Consider the following 18,268-nt stretch of genomic DNA (forward strand, 5'->3'; position numbering starts at 1 on the left):
GCCTTATCCCTCCTTACTGAGCGCGAGCGCCGCGCGGCGCACCAGTACCTCGCAGACCGCACGGCGGTAATCCGCTCCCGCGCGCAGGTTGCCGCCCAGCACCGCTCGGGCAGCGATATCGGCCGCAAACGCGCGCGCGCTGTCCTCTGTGATACCCTGTGCAAGCGCGCCTTTCTCGTCCGCAAACGCCGCGGCGGGCATGGGGCGCGCGCCAACGGCGCATGTATACCGGCCGTCCCGCTCGCTGAGCGCCACGGCCAGCACAGGGAAGTCGGTCGAGATGTTGCGCTGGGACAGATAAACCGCCCGCTGCGACGCTTTGGGGAGGGTGACGTGCGTCAAAATATCCCGCGTGACGCGCGGCAGCGCAGCAAAGTCCGCAAGCGGCATTTCGCCCGCGTGATGCAGCGTGACCGCCGCGTCCAGCGCGAGAAACAGCGTCAGTACGTCCGAAAAACCGAACCGTCCCCACAGGCTGCCGCCCACGGTGGCGCAGTTGCGGAACTGCACGCCCACAATATGGCGCAGCGCCTCGGCCATCGCACCCTGCGTCAGCGCGGCCAGGCCCGCGTGCGTCTCGAGCGCGCGCAGAGGGACCATCGCGCCGATGCGGTATCCCGTTTCTGTCTCTTCGATCCGGTCCAGCCCAAGCCCGCACAGGTCGATTGCCGTCCCAACACTCCTGTGCTGCATCTTGAGCCAGAGCATACCGCCCAGCACTACGCTGCTTTTTTTCTGACAAAGCGCGTACGCTTCGTCCAGGCTCTCCGGCCTGACATATTGCCCGATCGTCAACAAAGCTGTTCCCTCCGTATGGTCTGATGTGCTTATCATAGCATGTGCGCGCGCAAAAAACAATTTGCCGCGCGCTTTTTCGTTATCCTTTGTCAATAACAACGTCTCCCTGACGCACAACCGGCTTCCGGCGCGCCTGTGCGCCGGAAGCCGGTATCCTCTGTGCCTACGGGAAAAAGCCTATGCGTTTTCCTCTTTTTTCTCCTGGGGCAGCAGCACGTTTAGCAAAATCGCCACGAACGCCGCGGGTACGATGCCCGAGCCGCCGAAAATGAGCTGCACCGCCTGCGGCAGCCCCGCCAGGACCGCGGTATTCGCGCCCAGGCCGTAGCCTAGGCCGAGCGCGACCGAAACAATGGTCATATTGCGCGCGGTCAGCGGCTCGCGGGTGATGAGCTGGATGCCACTCATCACGATGGACGAAAACATCATGACCGCCGCACCGCCCAGCACGCTCTGCGGCATGATCGACACCAGCGCCGCCAGCTTGGGCAGCAGGCCGCACAGGATGAGGAACACCGCGCCGCACGCGAGCGCGAAACGGTTGACGATCTTGGTCATCGTGACCAAGCCCACGTTCTGGCTGAACGAGGTATTCGGCAGCACGCCGAATACCGCCGCGAACGAGGAGCCAAGCCCGTCGCACACGATGCCGCCGGAAAGCTCCTTATCGGTCGCCTCGCGGCCCATGCCGCCCTCCATCACGCCGGAAATGTCGCCCACAGTCTCCACCGCGGTAACGATGAACATAATCATCACCGGCGCGATCGCACGCACGTCGAACACGACCGGCACCGGCATGAGCTCAGGCACCGCGAACCAGCTTGCCTGGGCAACCTTGTCCCAGTTGAGCACCCACGCCTTAGTGTACTCCACGCCCTCGGCCGTTACCCCTGTCGTGGGCAGGAACAACGGCAGCACCGCGCAGATCACATAGCCAACGATAATGCCGATCAGGATGCAGGAGTAGCTCAGCATGCCCTTGGAACAGTGCTTGAGCACCAGGATGACCACCAGCACGGCCAGCGCCACCAGCAGGTTTTCCACCGAGCCGTAGTCCTGCGCCGAGCTGCCGCCGCCGAACGAGGCCACACCCACGCTGATCAACGACAGGCCGATGGACAGCACGACCGTACCCGTGACGACCGCGGGGAAAAACCGGCGCAACGGCTTGAGGAAAAAGCCCAGCACGCCTTCAAACAATCCGCCGATGATGGACGCGCCCATCATCGCACCATAGGCGAGGATGCCGCCGCCCATCACCTGCGCCACGCTCTGAAACACGCCAATAAAGCCCGAGCTGGTACCCATGATGATCGGCACCTTGCCGCCCACCGGCCCGATCGAGAAAAGCTGTACCAGCGTGACGATACCCGCCACCAGCATTGCATTCTGCAGCAGCGACACCTGGACCGCCGCGAACTGCTCCGCGTCGCTCATCGCGGCGCACGCGCTGGTGATGATCAGGATGGGGGTCAGGTTGCCGACGAACATCGCCAGCACATGCTGCAGCCCCAGCGGAATCGCCTGCCCCAGCGGGATTTTGGCCGTGAAGTTATACGGCCCGAAAAAGGATTGCTCCTTCTTTTCGTTTTCCATATTGTCCTCCCTGTTTTGATTTAGTGAAATGATACCCCCATTATAACAAATATCCCCGTTTTGTCCCACTCAGTTTGACAATTTTTTGTCCAAATCCCGCATTTTCTACATTTGGTTCAAGTCCGGCCGCCCAAAATCCGGCCGCGTTGGCCTTTTTTGCCATATCCCGTCTGCATTTCGGTGCGTCTTACCGGACCGTATGAAAAAAACCGGCTGAATCCAGCCGGTTTTTTTCATACGGTCCCTGCAGCGCGCTCAGTCGCGGAACTGCACGGTCTGGGTTGCCGCATCCATCCCGTCCACGATGGCGAGAGATTCCACGCGCAGCCCCTTTTCCCGCAGCAGCTTTCCACCGCACTGGAAGCCCTTTTCGATCACGATGCCAATACCGGCCACGCGCGCGTGCGCGGCCTCGACAATCTGGCACAGGCCCATGGCCGCGCAGCCATTGGCCAGGAAATCGTCGATAATCAGGATGTTTTCCCCGGGCCGCAGGAAGCGGCTGGCAACAATGACCTCATACCGGCGCTTGTGGGTAAACGATTCGACCGGCGCGGACAACATGGTCCCGTCCAGGTTGATCGACTGCGCTTTTTTGGCGAATACAACGGGTACGCCGAAATACTGCGCCGCGATCGCCGCAATGCCGATGCCGGAGGCCTCGATCGTCAGGATCTTATCGATCCGCTCGTCCGCAAACCGGCGCTTGAACTCCCTGCCGATCTCGTTAAACAGACCGATATCCATTTGATGATTGAGGAAATTGTCAACCTTGAGCACATTACCCTCTTTGATCACACCGTCTTTTCTGATCCGTTCTTTCAAAAGTTCCATGGTCGCGTTCTTCCTTGTCCGTACTGAAGTATCTTTGTTATAAAGCATACCATTTTTCCGTCCGGCTGTATAGCTTTTTTTCGACCTTTTTTCCAGAGGCTCCCGTATCCTCCCGCAACGCTGCGCGACCGCAAGGACCGCATGAGCATGTATTCCGGCCTGGAGGTGCGCGTGCCGTTCTGCGACCACCGTATCGTGGAATATGCTTATAATATGCCGTGGGCGTTCAAAGCGCTGGACGGGCGGGAAAAGGGCGTTGTGCGCAAGGCCTTTGAATCCATGCTGCCGGAGGAGATCGTCTGGCGCAAGAAAAGCCCGTATCCCAAGACCTTTCATCCGGTCTATACCCGCCTGTGCGCCGACTATGTGCGCCGCATTTTCGCGGACAGCGAATCCATCGCCTCCGCCCTGTTCGACCATGCCGCGGTGGAGGCGCTGATGGAGCGGCCGGAAAGCCTTGCCGAGCCGTGGTACGGCCAGCTTATGCGCACGCCGCAGATCTTCGCCTATATCGTGCAGCTCGACCGGTGGTTCAAGCAGTATAAGGTCCGTCTGGCCTGACCACCGGCACATCCATCCAATCATACAGGAGGTCGCTATCTATGCCCGATCCCGCTACCAGCTCGGCCGTGCTGCGTGTTGTCGTAACGACCGCGCTAGGCGCGCTCCCCCTCGCGGGCGCTTCCGTGACTGTATCCACCGCAGCCGACCAACCCGGTGAACGGACGCTGCTTTACAGCGTCCGCACCGATCAGAACGGCATGACGCCGCCCATGGAGCTACCCACCCCGCCGCTGTCCAACTCCATGACACCGGACAGTGGCACGCCGTTTTCCCTCTATACCGTAGAAGTTGCCAAGGAGGGCTATACGCCGCTTACCGCTCTGCATATCCCCATGTTTCCCGGCATTCCAGCCGTGCTGCCGGTCGCGCTGACCCCGCTGGAGGAAAACCAGCCGTCCAGCCAGACCGATCTGACCGCCACCGGCGACCCACAGGTGCTATACCATTCCGAAACGGGCGGAGAGGAGTGAACGAAATTGCCTGAACAATCCCCCGTCGTTATTCCGGAAACGATCACCGTGCATCTTGGCGCGCCCTCATCCAACGCGCAGAACATCACCGTTCCCTTTGCCGACTATATCAAAAATGTAGCCTCGTCTGAGATCTACCCCACCTGGCCGGAGGAGGCGATCCGCGCCAACATCTACGCGCAGACATCCTATGCTCTCAACCGTGTGTTTACCGAATGGTACCGCGCGCAGGGCTATGATTTCGACATCACAAATTCCACGCGCTACGATCAGTCCTTCGTCCCTGGGCGCGATATCTTTGAGAACATCTCCACCATCGTGGACGATATGTTCAACAACTATCTGACGCGCGGCGAAGCAATCGAGCCGCTGTTCGCCCAGTACTGCAACGGCACGACCACGACCTGCCCGGGCGGGCTGAGCCAGTGGGGTACGGTCCCGCTCGCCGAGCAGGGCATGAGCGCGGAGGAGATTGTGCGTTCCTTTTACGGGGACGACATCAACTTTGTACGCAACGCACCCATCGCCCCCAACCTCGGCGGCTCCTGGCCGGGCATCACATTCCGGCTGGGCGACGTGTCAGAGGAGGTCCGCATCATCCAGAACCGGCTCAACCGCATCTCGACCAACTATCCCAACATTCCCAAGATCTATCCCGTGGACGGAATTTTTGACGCGGACACCGAGCGCGCCGTGCGCGCGTTCCAGCAGCAGTTCAACCTTGCGGTAGACGGGATCGTCGGCAAGTCCACTTGGTATCGCATCGCCTTCATATATAACAATGTGAAACGTCTGAGCGAGCTGGACAGCGAGGGGCTGCGGCTGGAGGATGTTTCGCGTCAGTTTCCAACCGAACTGCGCGAAGGCGCGACCGGCCCCGGCGTGCAGCTTCTGCAATATTTTCTGGCCGTGGCGGGAGAATATTACGACCAGCTCCCCCGCTGGCAGATCAATCAGCTGGACGGCGTCTTCGGCCCCCAGACGCGCGAGGCCGTTACCGCCTATCAGCGTATGATGGGCCTGCCGGAAACCGGCGCTGTGGACCGCACGACCTGGAACGAGCTGCTTTCCACCTACCAGTCCATTCTGGCGGCCCGCCCCGAGCAGGAATGGCTACAGGAGCTTGCCGGCCTGCCCGAGATCTTCCTGGTGGAAGGCATGCGCGGTGAAGAGGTGCGTCGGGCGCAGCAGGTGATCAATATTATCGCGCGCTCCTATCCGGAGGTGCCGGCCGTCGGCGTTGACGGTATTTTCGGCCCCGCGACGCGCGACGCGGTCTCGGTCGTGCAGGCGCTGGTCGGCCTGCCCGCCACCGGCGCCATCGGCCCGCTGACCTGGGAGTATATGGCGCAGCTCGCCAGCGATGTGCTTGCGGGCAGTCAAACCAGCGAGGGGCAGTACCCCGGCTATCCGGTGGGAGAGGAGGCAAGCGCCTGATGTACAGCGAAGCACAGCGCCGCGCGCATATTTTTGACCTGCAGACCTTCCTGCGCCGTATCCAGCTCGATCAGGCACATGTCCATCCACTGGTTCCGGACGGCATCTTCGGTCCGGAAACCGCGGCGGCGGTACGCGATTTCCAGCGCCGCAACGGCCTGCTCGTTACCGGCACGGCCGGCTATGAAACATGGACTGCAATTTACCAAGCCTATCTGCTCCTGCTCTTGGGCGACACGCTGCCTGCCGCAGTCTCCTTTTCCCCTGCCGGTTCTGACGGGCAGTTGGCTGCCGGAGACAAGGGCCCGTCTGTCCTTGTTCTGCAGCTCCTGCTTTCCTCGGCGGTGCCCCATTTTTCCTCCGTGACCCCTGTTCCGCTCACCGGAGAATACGACCGCGCGACAGCGGACGCTGTCCGCCTTGCTCAAGGGGTGTTCCTGCTCCCACAGAACGGCGTGACCGACCGCGCCACTTGGGAAGCGCTCGCCCTGTTTCACAACAGCTTCTTCGGCCGCACGCCGCTTCCCTGGCTGCTTGCGGAGCTCTGATACCCGTTTTCGTAGCAAAAAAGGACGCTCCCTTCCGGAACGTCCTTTTTGATTTTCCCGCTTATTCCGCGGCCGCTTCATCGGAAGCCGCGCTGTCGTCCGAGTCCGAGCCGTTCAGAATCTCCGCGACTCCTGCCGGCGCGTAATCGTATACGTTCTTATAGTTGATCTCGTCGTACACGTCGGTGGTTTCGACCTCTGCTTCGGTCATCCACTGGCTGAGGAGCGCGTCCATCGTCCGGCCCATCTGCGTGGCCAGGTCAGCCTGATAATTGATGAACTGGTTTTCGTAATCGAGCGCCGTGCGCTGGATGATATGATAGCCGTAGTCGCTCTTGACAAGGTCGGAAACCTCGCCCTCCGCCAGCGCCTTGGCGCCCTCGTAGAACGGTGTGACCATATCGCCCTCGGTAAAGATATACCCGTCCGGATTGCCTTCCAAGCCGCCGTCCTCGCTGTATTCGTTCATCAGGGCGTCAAAGTCCTCGCCCGCGTTGATGCGGTCCAGGATGGACTGCGCCAGCGCCCTGGCCTCCTCGTCCGTGCGGAGCGTCTCGCCTGTCGAGGGGTCGACGGTCAGGATCAGGATATGCTTGGCCGAGATGTAGTTGTCGCGGAAGTGCTCCATCAACTCCTCGTCCGTCGGCTTGTCGATCCCGTCCGAGCCGTAATAATACTCGTTGAGCGCGGAGTAGCACTGCGTGATATACAGGAAATTCATATAGGTCTGGTCGTTGAAGCCGAGCTGCGCGATCTTCTGCAGGTAGCCGTCGTAGCCGCCTGCCTGGTCAATGGTGTCCTTACGCAGGGTAGACAGCTCTTTCTGGTTGCTGTAGGACAGCTCCAGACCGGCCTTTTCAAACTGCTCCAGCACAACGCGCGAGTAGACCGCCTGGTCCTTGGCAAAGCCCGGCATCATCACGCCCAGCATCTCGGCCGAGCTGTCGTCGCTCCACAGGCCCATCATGCCGTACTGTGAATACATGTTTTCGTAGTACTTCATGTTATAGATCATGTAGGTTGCGAATTCCTCCGCCCTGACCTCATCGCCGTTGACCGTCATCACGACAGGCGAATCCTCCCCCATCGGCTGATAGGAAACCGATACCTTGGAGCCCTGCCAGTAGGTGATGCCCAGTACGATTGCCAGCAAAACGACCAGCGCGGCAATACGCTGTACCCATTTGTTCATATTCCGACTCTCCTTGTATTGCAAAAAACTAAACAGACTTTTGTTATTATAGCACTGTTTTCCGTTCTATACAAGGAAAAACACAAAAACGTCACAAAGCGCCGTCGTTCTTCTCCCACTCGCGGTATTCCCGTGTCGCGTAATTGGTATAGCTGTTCTGCAGATTTTTTCCGCTCCACCCCTGCGTCAGCTCTTCCGGCGCGCGGTACGGGAGGCTGACCGGCTGCCGGCGGTGGCAGTAAATCAGGTTCGCGCCGCCGAACACGTTGCTGCCTTCCAGCTCGATGATATACAGCGTGTAGCCGCGTTGCGCCTGCGCGCCGAACGGGTAACTGACCGTGCCGGTGATGCGCGGCGCGGTCTGTACGCCGAAAACCCAATCGGTCGTGGTCACCATTTCGTTTTTGAGGTTGGGCATCGCGGCCGTATAGCTCTGCCCGTCCTTTTCATAGAGCAGGACGCCGCCAACCAGTTCCGCCGGCTCATCCTGCCACAGCAGCGCCAGCGCATCGCCCCACCAGGCCGCGCCCCGCCGCCATGCAAAGTGGTTGAGCACCGCCATGCGGTTGCCCGGCAGCTCAATATACACGGCGCTGACATCCATCCATTCCGCGCTCTCGGAATAACCCTCCGGATAATTCTCCGGCATGTTGCTGACGCGGCCCTCGCCCGGGTCAAAAAGCATCTGTTCCTGAACGCTTTCCACATAGAGCGCGCCCTCCAGCACGGCCACATGCTCGTCGGACAAGTCGGCCGCCACGTTCTCCGGCATGCCGAGCGCCGCCAACGCCTGCCGCTCCGCCGCCATCTCAGGCGAGGGCCGCGGCTGCGCGTCCAGCCGGGGATGGTTGACCCACAGGCTGCCGCCCACCACCAACGCCGCGCACAGTGCAACATAGCACCAGCCGAAGCGCTTGCCGCTCACCTGCACCGGCGCAGCGGTCAGGCAGTAGCCCGCGTCGCCCAGCCCGTCGCTGATGCGGAACATGGCTTTGACAATCACAACAAACGCAACGAGCATCGGAATCCCCGCCAGCCAGCTGTGCGACAGCGGCGACAGCGCCAGCGCAACGCACATGAGCTGCCAGACAACCGCCGAGCGGAGCGGGTCGCCCTCGGGTGCGACGCCTGCCTGCTCGTACACGCGCCGGAGGCCCGCCCGCAGCGCGCAAAGCTGTACGATCCCCGCCGCCGTATGCACAAGGCCAAGGGCGACGGCGCACGATCCCTCCGGCAGGTGCGGCGTGACCAAAAGGCCGAGATACACTGCCTGCCAGACCAGCTCTGCAAGGGCCAGCGCCCATGCCGCGCGGAACCCCGCGCCGCACCGCCGCAGCGACCGGAAGCCCAGGTAGGACAGCAGCACGCCGATCATAGGCATCAGGTATTGCAGGTACAGGAATTCCAGCCCAATATGCGTGAGGATCACGCCCCAGACGATATAGCGGATGGGCGTGTCCCAAGGATTGACCTCCCCGACCGCGCTCTCGCGCGGCAGGGCTTCCCCAAGCTCCTGTTCCAGATAACGGTCGAATTCCTCCTGTTCCCGTCCGGTCATAGCGCATCACCTCCCATCAGCCTGCGCAGCCGGCCGCGCAGGCGGTACAGTCGCCCTTCGACCGCCCGCTCGGTCAAGCCCAGCTCGGCGGCGATCTGCGCGGTGGACTGCAGATAATAATACTTGCGGTAAAACAGCAGCCTTTCGTTGTTGCTCAGCGCATCCACCGCGCGCCGGAGCTGTGCGGCGCGTTCCCGACGCAGCACTTCCTCCTCCGGCGAGGGGGACGCGCCCGTCCGCTCCTCCAGTGTCTCCTCTGGCGTATGCCGCCGCCGGAGGCAATCCACCGCCGTGTTGCGGGCCACCGCGGTCACCCAGGCCGCAAGGCTGCCCCGATCGCTCCGGAATGTGCCGAACCGGTCCCAAACGCGCAGGTAGACGTCGCTGACGCATTCCTCCACATCCTGCTCGTCCCGCAGGATACCACGCACGATGTACCGCACCATATTGCCGTACTGCTTCTGTAGCAGGGCGATACCCTCCTGGTCGCCCGCGGACAGCAGCTCGGTGATTCTGTCATCCATACCGCCGCCCCCTTTCCCCATCTGTCTTTACTCTATCTTACGGAAATTTCCCACCGAACCCACGCCCTGTTTTCAATTTGTAAACCACATACAGGGCCGTCCGCGGGATGAAAAAACGGCACAGCGTTCCGCTGTGCCGTTTTCCGTTGTTTGTTTATTCCATCAAGCCGACACAGTCGTAATACGGCTTTTCAGCAATCAACTTTTTGTTATCTTTAAACAAAGTATGTCCCAATGTAATCACCAAATAGTCCGCTTTCTGCAAAACCTCCGCAAAGGGTACATTCGGGATGCCCTGCACCTCGCCGTCTTTTGCGAACGGCTCGCAGGCGATCACATTCACGCCTTTTTCCTGCAGAATATGGCACAGCTCGATCGAGGGGGACTCGCGCAGGTCGTCCACATCCGGCTTATAGCTCAGGCCGAGCACGCCGACCGTATCCGTCACCCTGGCGAGCGAGGATACCACCTTGCCCGCGACAAAGTGCGGCTTGTTCTCGTTGCGCTCGCGCGCGGCGAGGATAACCTTGGCCTCGGCCGGAAACTGCTCATAGATGAACCACGGATCTACCGCGATGCAGTGGCCGCCCACGCCCACGCCCGGCGTCAGGATATTGACGCGCGGATGGCAGTTGGCCAGCTTGATCAGTTCGAACACGTCGATCCCCATTTTGTCGCAAATGACCGACAGCTCGTTGGCATAAGCAATATTGACATCGCGGAAGGTATTTTCGGTCAGCTTGCACATTTCGGCGGTCAGGTCGTCAGTCTTGTGGACGACCCCCTTTTCCAGCACCTTCTCATAGATGGACGCCGCCATCTCAGCGGCTTCCGGTGTGCGCGCGCCAACGATGCGATCGTTGTTCTTCAGCTCGTACATCATATTGCCGGGGATGACGCGCTCCGGACAATGCGCGACGTGCAGCCGGTTCATATCGATGCCGGACTCCTCGCCCAGCACGCGCGCGAGCATCTCGGTCGTATGCGGCGGCACGGTGGATTCCAGAATGACCAGATTGGACGGTTCGATCACCTTGCCCGCCATGCGGCCCGCGGACTCCACGAATTTCAGGTCAGCCTTGTGGCTGCCGGTTTCGTCCTGGTAGAACGGGGTCGGCACGGCAATATAGAACACATCCGATCGGGTCAGCTTGGAGGAAAAATGCAGATGCCCGTGGGCGACCGCCTTCTCGAACGCTTCCTGCAGGCCCGGCTCCACGATATGAATATGGCCGCCCTTGAGCGTCTCAATCGTTTTTTCGTTCACGTCAAAGCCGCAGACCTCAAACCCTGCCTCGGCCAGCGTGATCGCGGTCGGCAGGCCGATGTAGCCCAGCCCCATGACAGTAATTTTCATAATTTTCGTACCTCATTCAGCAAAATCTTCTTACATTATACCACTTTTTTCGCAAAATTCAACGTAGTGTTTGAATTTTTGCCCAAATACCGCTATAATGGATACTGTAGCGATTTCATACCCAAACGATAGGATGTATGCTTTATGATTTTTCAGGGCCTGCTGGACGATGCGCGCTCAATCCGCGACCGCGATCCCGCCGCACGCACAACACTGGAGGTCTTTTTGCTGTACCAGGGCTTCCACGCGCTGATCTACCATCGCCAGGCACACTGGCTGTATCAGCACAAGCTCTTTTTCCTTGCGCGGGCGCTTTCCCAGTTTGCCCGCCATATGACCGGCATCGAGATCCATCCGGGCGCGACCATCGGCCGCCGCCTGTTCATCGACCACGGCATGGGCATCGTCATTGGCGAAACCGCTGAGATTGGAGACGACTGCACGATCTACCACGGGGTCACGCTCGGCGGCACCGGCCATGACACCGGCAAGCGCCACCCGACCATCGGCAACAACGTGCTGATCGCGACCGGCGCCAAGGTGCTCGGCCCGTTCACCGTGGGCGATAACAGCCGCATCGGCGCGAACGCGGTGGTGCTGCAGGAAGTGCCACCCAATTCCACGGTCGTGGGCGTCAAGGCGCGCGTGGTCAAGATTGACGGGCAGCGCGTTTCCTCCCCGTCCTACGATCTCGACCAGGTCAACCTGCCCGATCCGCTCGCGCAGGAGCTTTGCCGCCTGCAAAGCCGCGTATACGCCAACGAGCAGCGGCTCAAGCGCGAGGAACAGCGGGAACGCGAAGCAGACGAATAACACCGAAAAAACAGGCAGGGAGCCGCGGCCCCCTGCCTGTTTTATTCTCCGGACAGTTTCTTTTTGTCCAACGCATGCAGGTATTTTCGTAAGATCACGTTGATGTACTGGGAAAACGGGCGGGCATCTTCATCAGCCAATTCACGCAGGCGGGCAACAATATCGCTGTCCAGTGTAATCGTTACTCGTTCCTTCAACGGCCTCACTTCGCTCACCTCTTGTTATCCAGCATACCATTAAATTATACTTAATATTGATTTATCATATAAAATAGTATATAGTATAACCACAGGAGATGGGTATCATGATAACTTGGATCAAAAAACACTTGCTTACATTGTTATTGTTTTTTGGGGTTTTTTTGCTTGGCATTTTCGTCGGTTGGTTCATTGGTGCTTTTGATACCTTTCACTATCTTGGGTATTCTGTCACCCTATCCTTTTGATACTTCTTCACGATATAAAAGCGCCCCGTACAAAAGTACGGGGCGCTTTTTCACTGAAACCCCTCCGCGATCACGCCGAACAGCTCGTTGATGCGGCCATACCTCTGTTTAAGGTACAGCCAGCCGAACAGCGCTTCGAGCGCGGTCGCCTGCGCATATTCCGCAACAGACGAGGAGCGCGGCACGCTCTTGGGCTTTGCGTTGCGGCCGTGACGGTACACGTCCTGTTCCTCCCCGTCAAGCAGGGGAAGGATGCGCTGCGCCGCCTCCGCCTGCGCGGAGGCGCGCACCAGCGCGACCGTATGTCTGTGCAGGTTGCGCGCGGTCTGCATGCCGCCGCACGCCAGCCAGGTGCGCACCATGACCTCATAAACGGCATCGCCCACATGGGCGAGCGCGAGGCTCGACATGCGGGCGATAGCAGCGTCATCCAGCTTGGGATGCAGATAATCCATTACTGTTCCTCAGTCGCCTTTTCAGCGGCAGCGGCCTTTGCAGCCTCGGCCTTCGCCTTGGCGGCGGCAGCCTGCTTGGCCTGCATCTCCTTGAACTTTGCCTTCTCCTCTTCGGTCGGGACAGGCTCGATGCAGCCCTTTGGACAGGCCTTGGCGCACATCTTACAGTTCTTGCACTTGTCGTAATCGATCTTGGCAACGCCGTCGATCACATGGATGGCGTCAAACTTGCAGGTCTTTTCACACATCTTGCAGCCGATGCAGCCGCTCGCGCAGACCTTCATGACCTCCGGCCCCTTATCCTTGTTCACGCAGTTGACGTGGACCTTCTTGGATTCCGGAACCAGGTCGATCAGCTTCTTCGGGCAGGCCGCGACGCACTTGCCGCAGGCCACGCACTTTTCGGTATCAACCTTGGCAACGCCGTCCACCACATGAATGGCGTCGAACGCGCACGCCTTGACGCACGAGCCGAGGCCCATGCAGCCGTACGCACAAGCCTTGGGGCCGCCCGCGACGCGCATCGCAGCGGTGCAGTCCTGCAAGCCCTCATACTTGGTCTTATCGACCGCGTTGCAGCCGCCGTTGCAGTAAACATGCGCCACCTTGCGCTCGCCCGCTTCAACCGCTACGCCCATAACCTCGGCGATTTTGGCGGCAGCCGCCGCGCCGCCGACCGGACAGCCGTTGACCGGCGCGGTGCCTTCCACGATCGCGGCCGCCAGGCCGTCACAGCCTGGGTAGCCGCAGCCGCCGCAGTTTGCGCCCGGCAGGCACTCGCGAACCAGCGGTACGCGCTCATCCACCTCGACGGCGAACACCTTGGCCGCCACGCCGAGCAGGATCGCAAACACGATGCCCATGATAAACAGGACAGCGACCGCGTAAACAATATTCATGGTATCCATTTCTTATCCTCCTCCTTGCTTACCAGATCGACAGGCCGGAGAAGCCCATGAAAGACATAGCGAGCAGCGCGGCGGAAACCAGCGCGATCGGGAAGCCTTCAAAGCACTTGGGGCATTGGGCCGTTGCGTCCAGACGCTCGCGGATCGAAGCGAACAGCACGATCGCCAGCGTGTAGCCGAGGCCGGCGCCTACGCCGTAAACCATCGAACCAATAAAGGAATAACCGTTGTCGATATTCGAGATCGCCGCGCCGAGTACCGCGCAGTTGGTGGTGATCAGCGGCAGGAAAATGCCGAGCGCGGAATACAGCGCGGGCATCGCCTTTTTCATGAACATTTCAACAAACTGCACGAGCGTCGCGATAACCAGAATGAATGCGATGGTCTGCATGTACTCCAGGCCGAGCGGGTCGAGGATGAAGTACCATACCGCCCAGGAAACCGCGCTCGCCAGCGCCATAACAAACACGACCGCCATGCCCATGCCGATGGCCGTATCGGTCTTTTTGGAAACGCCGAAGAACGAGCAGCAGCCCAGGAACTGGACAAGGATGTAGTTGTTGACCAGCACGGCCGCCACCGCGAGCGACAGCACCTCGGTCAAGCCCATTGCATCAGGGAAGTTAAACATTTACTTGTCCTCCTTTCCGGCCATGACCTTCTGGATCACCGCGAAGATGAAACCCATCATCAGGAAGCCGCCCGCCGGCAGGATCATCATGACCGCCGGGTTGGCGCTCAGGCCGGGGATGGCGAAGCCTTCCGCCGGAATGAAGCTCAGGAAAGGCAGCAGGGTGGACAGGCCGGACAGCACCGTACCCGCGCCCAGCAGCTCGCGGAAGAAGCCCATCAGGACCAGCGCGAAGCCAAAGCCCAAACCCATGCACACGCCGTCCAGCGCGGAGGGGAGGACCTTATTCTTGGAAGCGTACGCCTCGGCACGGCCGAGGATAATGCAGTTAACCACGATCAGCGGCAGGAACAGTCCCAGCGAAGCCGCAAGGCTGGGTACGAACGCCTGCAGCGCCAGATCAATCATGGTAACAAAGGTTGCGATAATGGTGATAAAGCACGCAATACGGATCTTATCCGGAATAAACTTGCGCAGCGCGGAGATAACCACGTTGGAGCAGATCAGTACAACGGTCGCCGCAACGCCCATGCCGATAGCGTTGGACAGCGAGGTCGTGGTGGCCAGTGCGGGACACAGGCCGATGGTCTGCATGAAGATCGGGTTGTCGAGGATGACGCCCGCTTTCAGCTGTTCAGAAAATTTCATTTGGCTGTTCCTCCTTTAACCCAAGCTTGCAACGCAGTTGGCCGCGGTGTTGACGCCGAGGGTCACTGCGCGGGACGTGATGGTGGAACCGGTGATGGCGTTGATCGTGCCGCCGTCCTTGGAGACTGCGAGGCTGCCATCCGCCGGCTGGCCCGCGAACTGGGTGATCCAGTTCTTATCGCTCTGCGCCTTGGCGCCCAGGCCCGGGGTCTCGCCATGCGCCGTTACCTGCGCGCCCGCGATAGTGCCGTCTGTGTTGACGCCGACGATCAGCGTCAGCTCGCCGCCGAAGCCCTTGGGCTTTACTTCTACACAGTAGGCGATCGTCTCGCCGCCCGCCTCTGCCGCGTATACGCCGCTGATTGCCGGCTGATTCTTATCCGCCGGCGCGGTCCATTCCTCGCCGACCTCTACGTCGGTAAAGCTTTCCGCGTCCGCAATGATGGCGCTCATAGCCTCGTTGCGGGTCTCAATACCGTTCTGCTCGATCTTATCCTTGGTCACGCCGTTGGTAAAGCCCAGAAGCAGGGCGCATACAAAGGTGATCAGGCCCAGTACGACGACCAGCATCAGAATGCCGCCGCCCTTTTTGCTGCTATCCATAATTTACTGTGCCTCCTTCTTCTTATCCAGCGCATAACCGAACTTGCGGGGATGGGTGGCCTTGTCGATCGCCCAAACCAGCGTGTTCATGATCAGGATGGAGTACGACACGCCTTCCGGCAGGCCGCCGAAATAGCGGATGAACACCGTCAGCAGGCCGCAGCCGATGCCGAAGATGATCTGACCGCGCGGCGTGACCGGGCTGGTGACGTAATCGGTCGCCATGAAAATCGCGCCGAGCATCAGGCCGCCGGACAGCACCTGGTACAGCATCCACTGCACACGGGATACGTCTCCCATCGGGAACAGGAATGTAACGACCGCAACGGTCAGGATGTACGCTGCGGGGATATTGATGGTGATGACCTTGCGCCACAGCAGATACAGACCGCCTGCGATCAGCGCAAGCGCAGACGTTTCACCGATCACACCGCCGGTCTGGCCAAGGAACATATCCATCAGCGTCGCGTCCGGCAGGACGCCGTTCTTGAGCGAGGCCAGCGGGGTCGCCGTGGAAATCGCGTCGGTCAGGCTGACCGTGCCGAACAGCGGGAGATTCGCGTGCGGCGCGGTCCAGGTGGTCATCAGGCCGGCCCAGGAAGCCATCATGAACGCGCGCGCGCCGAGCGCCGGGTTCATGAAGTTCTTACCGATGCCGCCGAACAGCATCTTGACGATGATGATGCCGAACAGCGCGCCGAACACAACCATCCACCACGGGGCGGATACCGGCACGTTGAACGCGATCAGAACGCCTGTGACGAAGCACGACAGGTCGCCGACCGTGTTGGGGTGGCCGACAATTTTATTATAGATCGTCTCGAATACTGCACAGGCAACCATGGAGATGACTGTCAGGACGAGCGCGCGCCATCCAAAGGTATAAACCGCCACGCAAAGCGCGGGCAGCAGCGCGATCAGCACGTCGAGCATCAGGCTGCGGGTATCGTCCCCTGCCTTGATATGGGGCGAGGAGGTGACGACGACTTTACTCAGATCATACATTTTCGTTTCCCCTCCTTACTTCTTTTCCGCCTCTGCCTTTGCCTTTTCGGCATCGGCCTTGGCCTTTTCCGCCATGCGCTTGGCCTGGATCTTGCCCTTGGTCAGGCGGAACTGCGCGACCAGCGGAATGCGGGCCGGACACACATAGGCGCACGAGCCGCACTCGATGCAGTCCAGCATGCCGCACTCAACCGCGTTATCCAAGTCCTCCTGCTTGCCGTATACGTTCATATAGACCGGCAGCAGGTGCATCGGGCAGGCGTTGATGCACTTGCCGCAGCGAATGCACTGCGGGTCGGCCACGCGCTTATCCTCGTCCCCTGCGAATGCAAGGAACGCATTCGTACCCTTGAAAATCGGGATTTCGAGCGAGTATTGGGCAACGCCCATCATCGGGCCACCCATCAGAAGCTTATTAGGGGCCTCCTTGAAACCGCCGCATGCGTCGATCAGCTTTTCGACCTGCGTGCCAATGCGTACTTCAAGGTTCTTCGGCTCCGCAATCGCGGAACCCGAAACCGTTACGATACGGCGGATGACCGGCATACCGGTCGTAAAGCGGCGGTAAACCGCTCCCGCGGTGTCGACGTTGAATACCGCGCAGCCCGCGTCGGCCGGCAGCTTGCCGGACGGCACCTCGCGGCCCGTGCAGGCATTGATCAGCTGCTTTTCTGCGCCCTGCGGGTATTTGCACTTGAGCGGGTACAGCTTGAGGCGCGGGTCGTCCGCGATCAGCTTTTCAATGCCCGGGAATGCGTCCGTCTTATTTTCCTCGACCGCGATGATCGCGTTCTGAACCCCCATAATGTCGGCCAGCATCTTCAGCCCGCCGACGACCTCCTCCGGACGCTCGAGCAGCAGGCGGTGGTCTGAAGTTATGTACGGCTCGCACTCGGCCGCGTTGATGATGACCGTATCGCACTTGCCGATGCCGGACTGGATTTTGACGTGCGTGGGGAATGTTGCGCCGCCGTGGCCGACGATACCGGCCGAACGGATGCACTCGATACGCTCTTCGTTGGACATGGATGCGAAATCATACGGGTGTACGGACTCATGCGGACGGTCCTCCCCGTCGTTTTCGATCACGATGGACAGGACCTTGCTGCCGTTCGGATGCAGGCGGGGTTCGACCGCCTTTACCTTACCGGACACGGTTGCATGGACAGGAGCGCTGACAAAGCCGCCGGCTTCCGCGATGGGCTGTCCCAGATCCACGGTATCGCCGACGGAAACGATCGGCTTTGCCGGGGCGCCGATGTGCATGGAAACGGGCAGGATGACCTGGTCGGGCAGCGCCAGTTTCTCGATCGGCTTGGTGTTTGTCGCGGATTTATACCCCGGGTCTGCGTGGGTGCCGGGGTGAATGCCGCCACGGAACGAATACACCATGTTTTTCACCTCTCTAGTTTTTTGCGCAAGAAGAACCGAACCGCGGGTTCGGTTCCATCTACTAATGAAATCGGCAGACCATGTTGAACGCATAGTCTTGCAAATTAGATTATACTGTTTTTGGCCCCCAATAAGCAAGCCTAAAACGCAAAAAATTTGTCCAAAAATCAAAAAAATTTGTTTTAGACCCTGCTTATCCCGTCATTTTGTATACCCACTTTGTGAACAAATCGTCATTCTTTTCCTCCAAAGGAAACAGAAAACGGAAAAACAGGCTGTAAAAACAGCCTGTTTCCGCCCATATTACCTTTTTTCCCTGGGTTTGCAATACCGTTCGGTATATTCGGTCGCCGCCGGATCGCCCCGCTGCACCATGCTCTGCGGATATGGCGGGAGCGGCGCGACCGCCGCGGAATCCACATGCCCCGCCTCATCATATTGCGGGAACGCTTTTGGCTGGCGTTCTTCTCCGTTCTTTCTGCCCATCCGG

21 protein-coding genes are annotated in these 18,268 nt (G+C 59.9%); 5 read left to right on the forward strand and 16 right to left on the reverse strand.

The window, feature by feature from the left end:
- Positions 1–3 precede the first annotated feature (3 nt).
- The 3 genes from DBQ51_RS07165 to DBQ51_RS07175 all read right to left on the reverse strand — a co-directional run bounded on the left by DBQ51_RS07165 (position 4) and on the right by DBQ51_RS07175 (position 3,228).
- On the reverse strand, positions 4–798 hold the full coding sequence (locus DBQ51_RS07165; protein WP_199855189.1) for an FAD binding domain-containing protein: 795 nt from the start codon (positions 796–798) through the stop codon (positions 4–6).
- Positions 799–975: 177 nt separating this feature from the next.
- Positions 976–2,394 (reverse strand): uracil-xanthine permease family protein, encoded by a 1,419-nt coding sequence (locus tag DBQ51_RS07170; protein WP_054327954.1) that lies wholly within the window; start codon positions 2,392–2,394, stop codon positions 976–978.
- A gap of 255 nt (positions 2,395–2,649) precedes the next feature.
- Entirely contained in the window at positions 2,650–3,228 is a 579-nt protein-coding gene (locus DBQ51_RS07175) for a xanthine phosphoribosyltransferase (protein WP_054327955.1), read from the reverse strand.
- Positions 3,229–3,369: 141 nt separating this feature from the next.
- Here DBQ51_RS07175 and DBQ51_RS07180 point away from each other — a divergent pair, with 141 nt between their 5' ends.
- The 4 genes from DBQ51_RS07180 to DBQ51_RS07195 are packed head-to-tail and all read left to right on the forward strand — an operon-like array spanning position 3,370 to position 6,247.
- Positions 3,370–3,789 (forward strand): asparagine synthase-related protein, encoded by a 420-nt coding sequence (locus DBQ51_RS07180; protein ID WP_107631122.1) that lies wholly within the window; start codon positions 3,370–3,372, stop codon positions 3,787–3,789.
- Positions 3,790–3,830: 41 nt separating this feature from the next.
- Positions 3,831–4,262 (forward strand): hypothetical protein, encoded by a 432-nt coding sequence (locus DBQ51_RS07185; protein WP_054327957.1) that lies wholly within the window; start codon positions 3,831–3,833, stop codon positions 4,260–4,262.
- Positions 4,263–4,268: 6 nt separating this feature from the next.
- Positions 4,269–5,699, forward strand: a complete 1,431-nt coding sequence (locus DBQ51_RS07190) for a peptidoglycan-binding protein (RefSeq protein WP_107631123.1) — start codon at positions 4,269–4,271, stop codon at positions 5,697–5,699.
- Positions 5,699–6,247 carry a peptidoglycan-binding domain-containing protein gene (locus tag DBQ51_RS07195; RefSeq protein WP_054327959.1) on the forward strand — a complete coding sequence of 183 codons (549 nt, stop codon included), beginning with the start codon at positions 5,699–5,701 and terminating at the stop codon, positions 6,245–6,247. Before DBQ51_RS07190 ends, DBQ51_RS07195 begins: the two co-directional genes overlap by 1 nt.
- Before the next feature lie 61 nt (positions 6,248–6,308).
- On the opposite strand, the gene DBQ51_RS07200 is transcribed toward DBQ51_RS07195, so the two are convergent.
- The 4 genes from DBQ51_RS07200 to DBQ51_RS07215 form a co-directional block, all read right to left on the reverse strand.
- Positions 6,309–7,439, reverse strand: a complete 1,131-nt coding sequence (locus DBQ51_RS07200; RefSeq protein ID WP_054327960.1) for a peptidylprolyl isomerase — start codon at positions 7,437–7,439, stop codon at positions 6,309–6,311.
- 91 nt (positions 7,440–7,530) lie between these two features.
- Complete coding sequence (locus DBQ51_RS07205; protein ID WP_107631124.1) at positions 7,531–8,997, reverse strand: hypothetical protein; 1,467 nt, start codon at positions 8,995–8,997, stop codon at positions 7,531–7,533.
- Positions 8,994–9,521, reverse strand: coding sequence for an RNA polymerase sigma factor (locus DBQ51_RS07210; RefSeq protein ID WP_159068093.1), 528 nt, complete (start codon positions 9,519–9,521; stop codon positions 8,994–8,996). The genes DBQ51_RS07205 and DBQ51_RS07210 overlap by 4 nt, the downstream gene beginning before the upstream one ends.
- Positions 9,522–9,675: 154 nt before the next feature.
- Positions 9,676–10,878, reverse strand: a complete 1,203-nt coding sequence (locus DBQ51_RS07215; protein WP_107631126.1) for a nucleotide sugar dehydrogenase — start codon at positions 10,876–10,878, stop codon at positions 9,676–9,678.
- A 144-nt stretch (positions 10,879–11,022) separates the two neighbouring features.
- Here DBQ51_RS07215 and epsC point away from each other — a divergent pair, with 144 nt between their 5' ends.
- Positions 11,023–11,691, forward strand: coding sequence for a serine O-acetyltransferase EpsC (epsC, locus tag DBQ51_RS07220; RefSeq protein ID WP_054327965.1), 669 nt, complete (start codon positions 11,023–11,025; stop codon positions 11,689–11,691).
- 41 nt (positions 11,692–11,732) lie between these two features.
- Here epsC and DBQ51_RS07225 read toward each other — a convergent pair whose 3' ends face one another.
- The 9 genes from DBQ51_RS07225 to DBQ51_RS07265 form a co-directional block, all read right to left on the reverse strand.
- Positions 11,733–11,897: a ribbon-helix-helix domain-containing protein gene (locus tag DBQ51_RS07225; protein WP_107631127.1), complete on the reverse strand. Its 165-nt coding sequence runs from the start codon at positions 11,895–11,897 to the stop codon at positions 11,733–11,735.
- 289 nt (positions 11,898–12,186) lie between these two features.
- Entirely contained in the window at positions 12,187–12,591 is a 405-nt protein-coding gene (locus tag DBQ51_RS07230; RefSeq protein WP_054327967.1) for a Mini-ribonuclease 3, read from the reverse strand.
- Positions 12,591–13,499: an RnfABCDGE type electron transport complex subunit B gene (locus DBQ51_RS07235; protein ID WP_054327968.1), complete on the reverse strand. Its 909-nt coding sequence runs from the start codon at positions 13,497–13,499 to the stop codon at positions 12,591–12,593. Before DBQ51_RS07235 ends, DBQ51_RS07230 begins: the two co-directional genes overlap by 1 nt.
- Positions 13,500–13,518: 19 nt before the next feature.
- Positions 13,519–14,130 (reverse strand): electron transport complex subunit RsxA, encoded by a 612-nt coding sequence (gene rsxA / locus DBQ51_RS07240; protein ID WP_242977857.1) that lies wholly within the window; start codon positions 14,128–14,130, stop codon positions 13,519–13,521.
- Positions 14,131–14,778, reverse strand: coding sequence for an electron transport complex subunit RsxE (gene rsxE / locus DBQ51_RS07245; RefSeq protein ID WP_054327969.1), 648 nt, complete (start codon positions 14,776–14,778; stop codon positions 14,131–14,133).
- A 15-nt stretch (positions 14,779–14,793) separates the two neighbouring features.
- Positions 14,794–15,381 carry an RnfABCDGE type electron transport complex subunit G gene (locus DBQ51_RS07250; RefSeq protein ID WP_054327970.1) on the reverse strand — a complete coding sequence of 196 codons (588 nt, stop codon included), beginning with the start codon at positions 15,379–15,381 and terminating at the stop codon, positions 14,794–14,796.
- A gap of 3 nt (positions 15,382–15,384) precedes the next feature.
- Positions 15,385–16,386: an RnfABCDGE type electron transport complex subunit D gene (locus DBQ51_RS07255; RefSeq protein WP_107631128.1), complete on the reverse strand. Its 1,002-nt coding sequence runs from the start codon at positions 16,384–16,386 to the stop codon at positions 15,385–15,387.
- A 15-nt stretch (positions 16,387–16,401) separates the two neighbouring features.
- Positions 16,402–17,778, reverse strand: a complete 1,377-nt coding sequence (rsxC, locus tag DBQ51_RS07260) for an electron transport complex subunit RsxC (protein ID WP_107631129.1) — start codon at positions 17,776–17,778, stop codon at positions 16,402–16,404.
- Between the two features lie 303 nt (positions 17,779–18,081).
- A complete protein-coding gene (locus tag DBQ51_RS07265) occupies positions 18,082–18,264 on the reverse strand; it encodes a hypothetical protein (RefSeq protein ID WP_054327973.1) in 183 nt (60 codons plus the stop codon).
- Between the last annotated feature and the right edge of the window lie 4 nt (positions 18,265–18,268).

Source organism: Agathobaculum massiliense, assembly GCF_900291975.1.
Taxonomy (GTDB): Bacteria; Bacillota; Clostridia; order Oscillospirales; family Butyricicoccaceae; genus Agathobaculum; species Agathobaculum ammoniilyticum.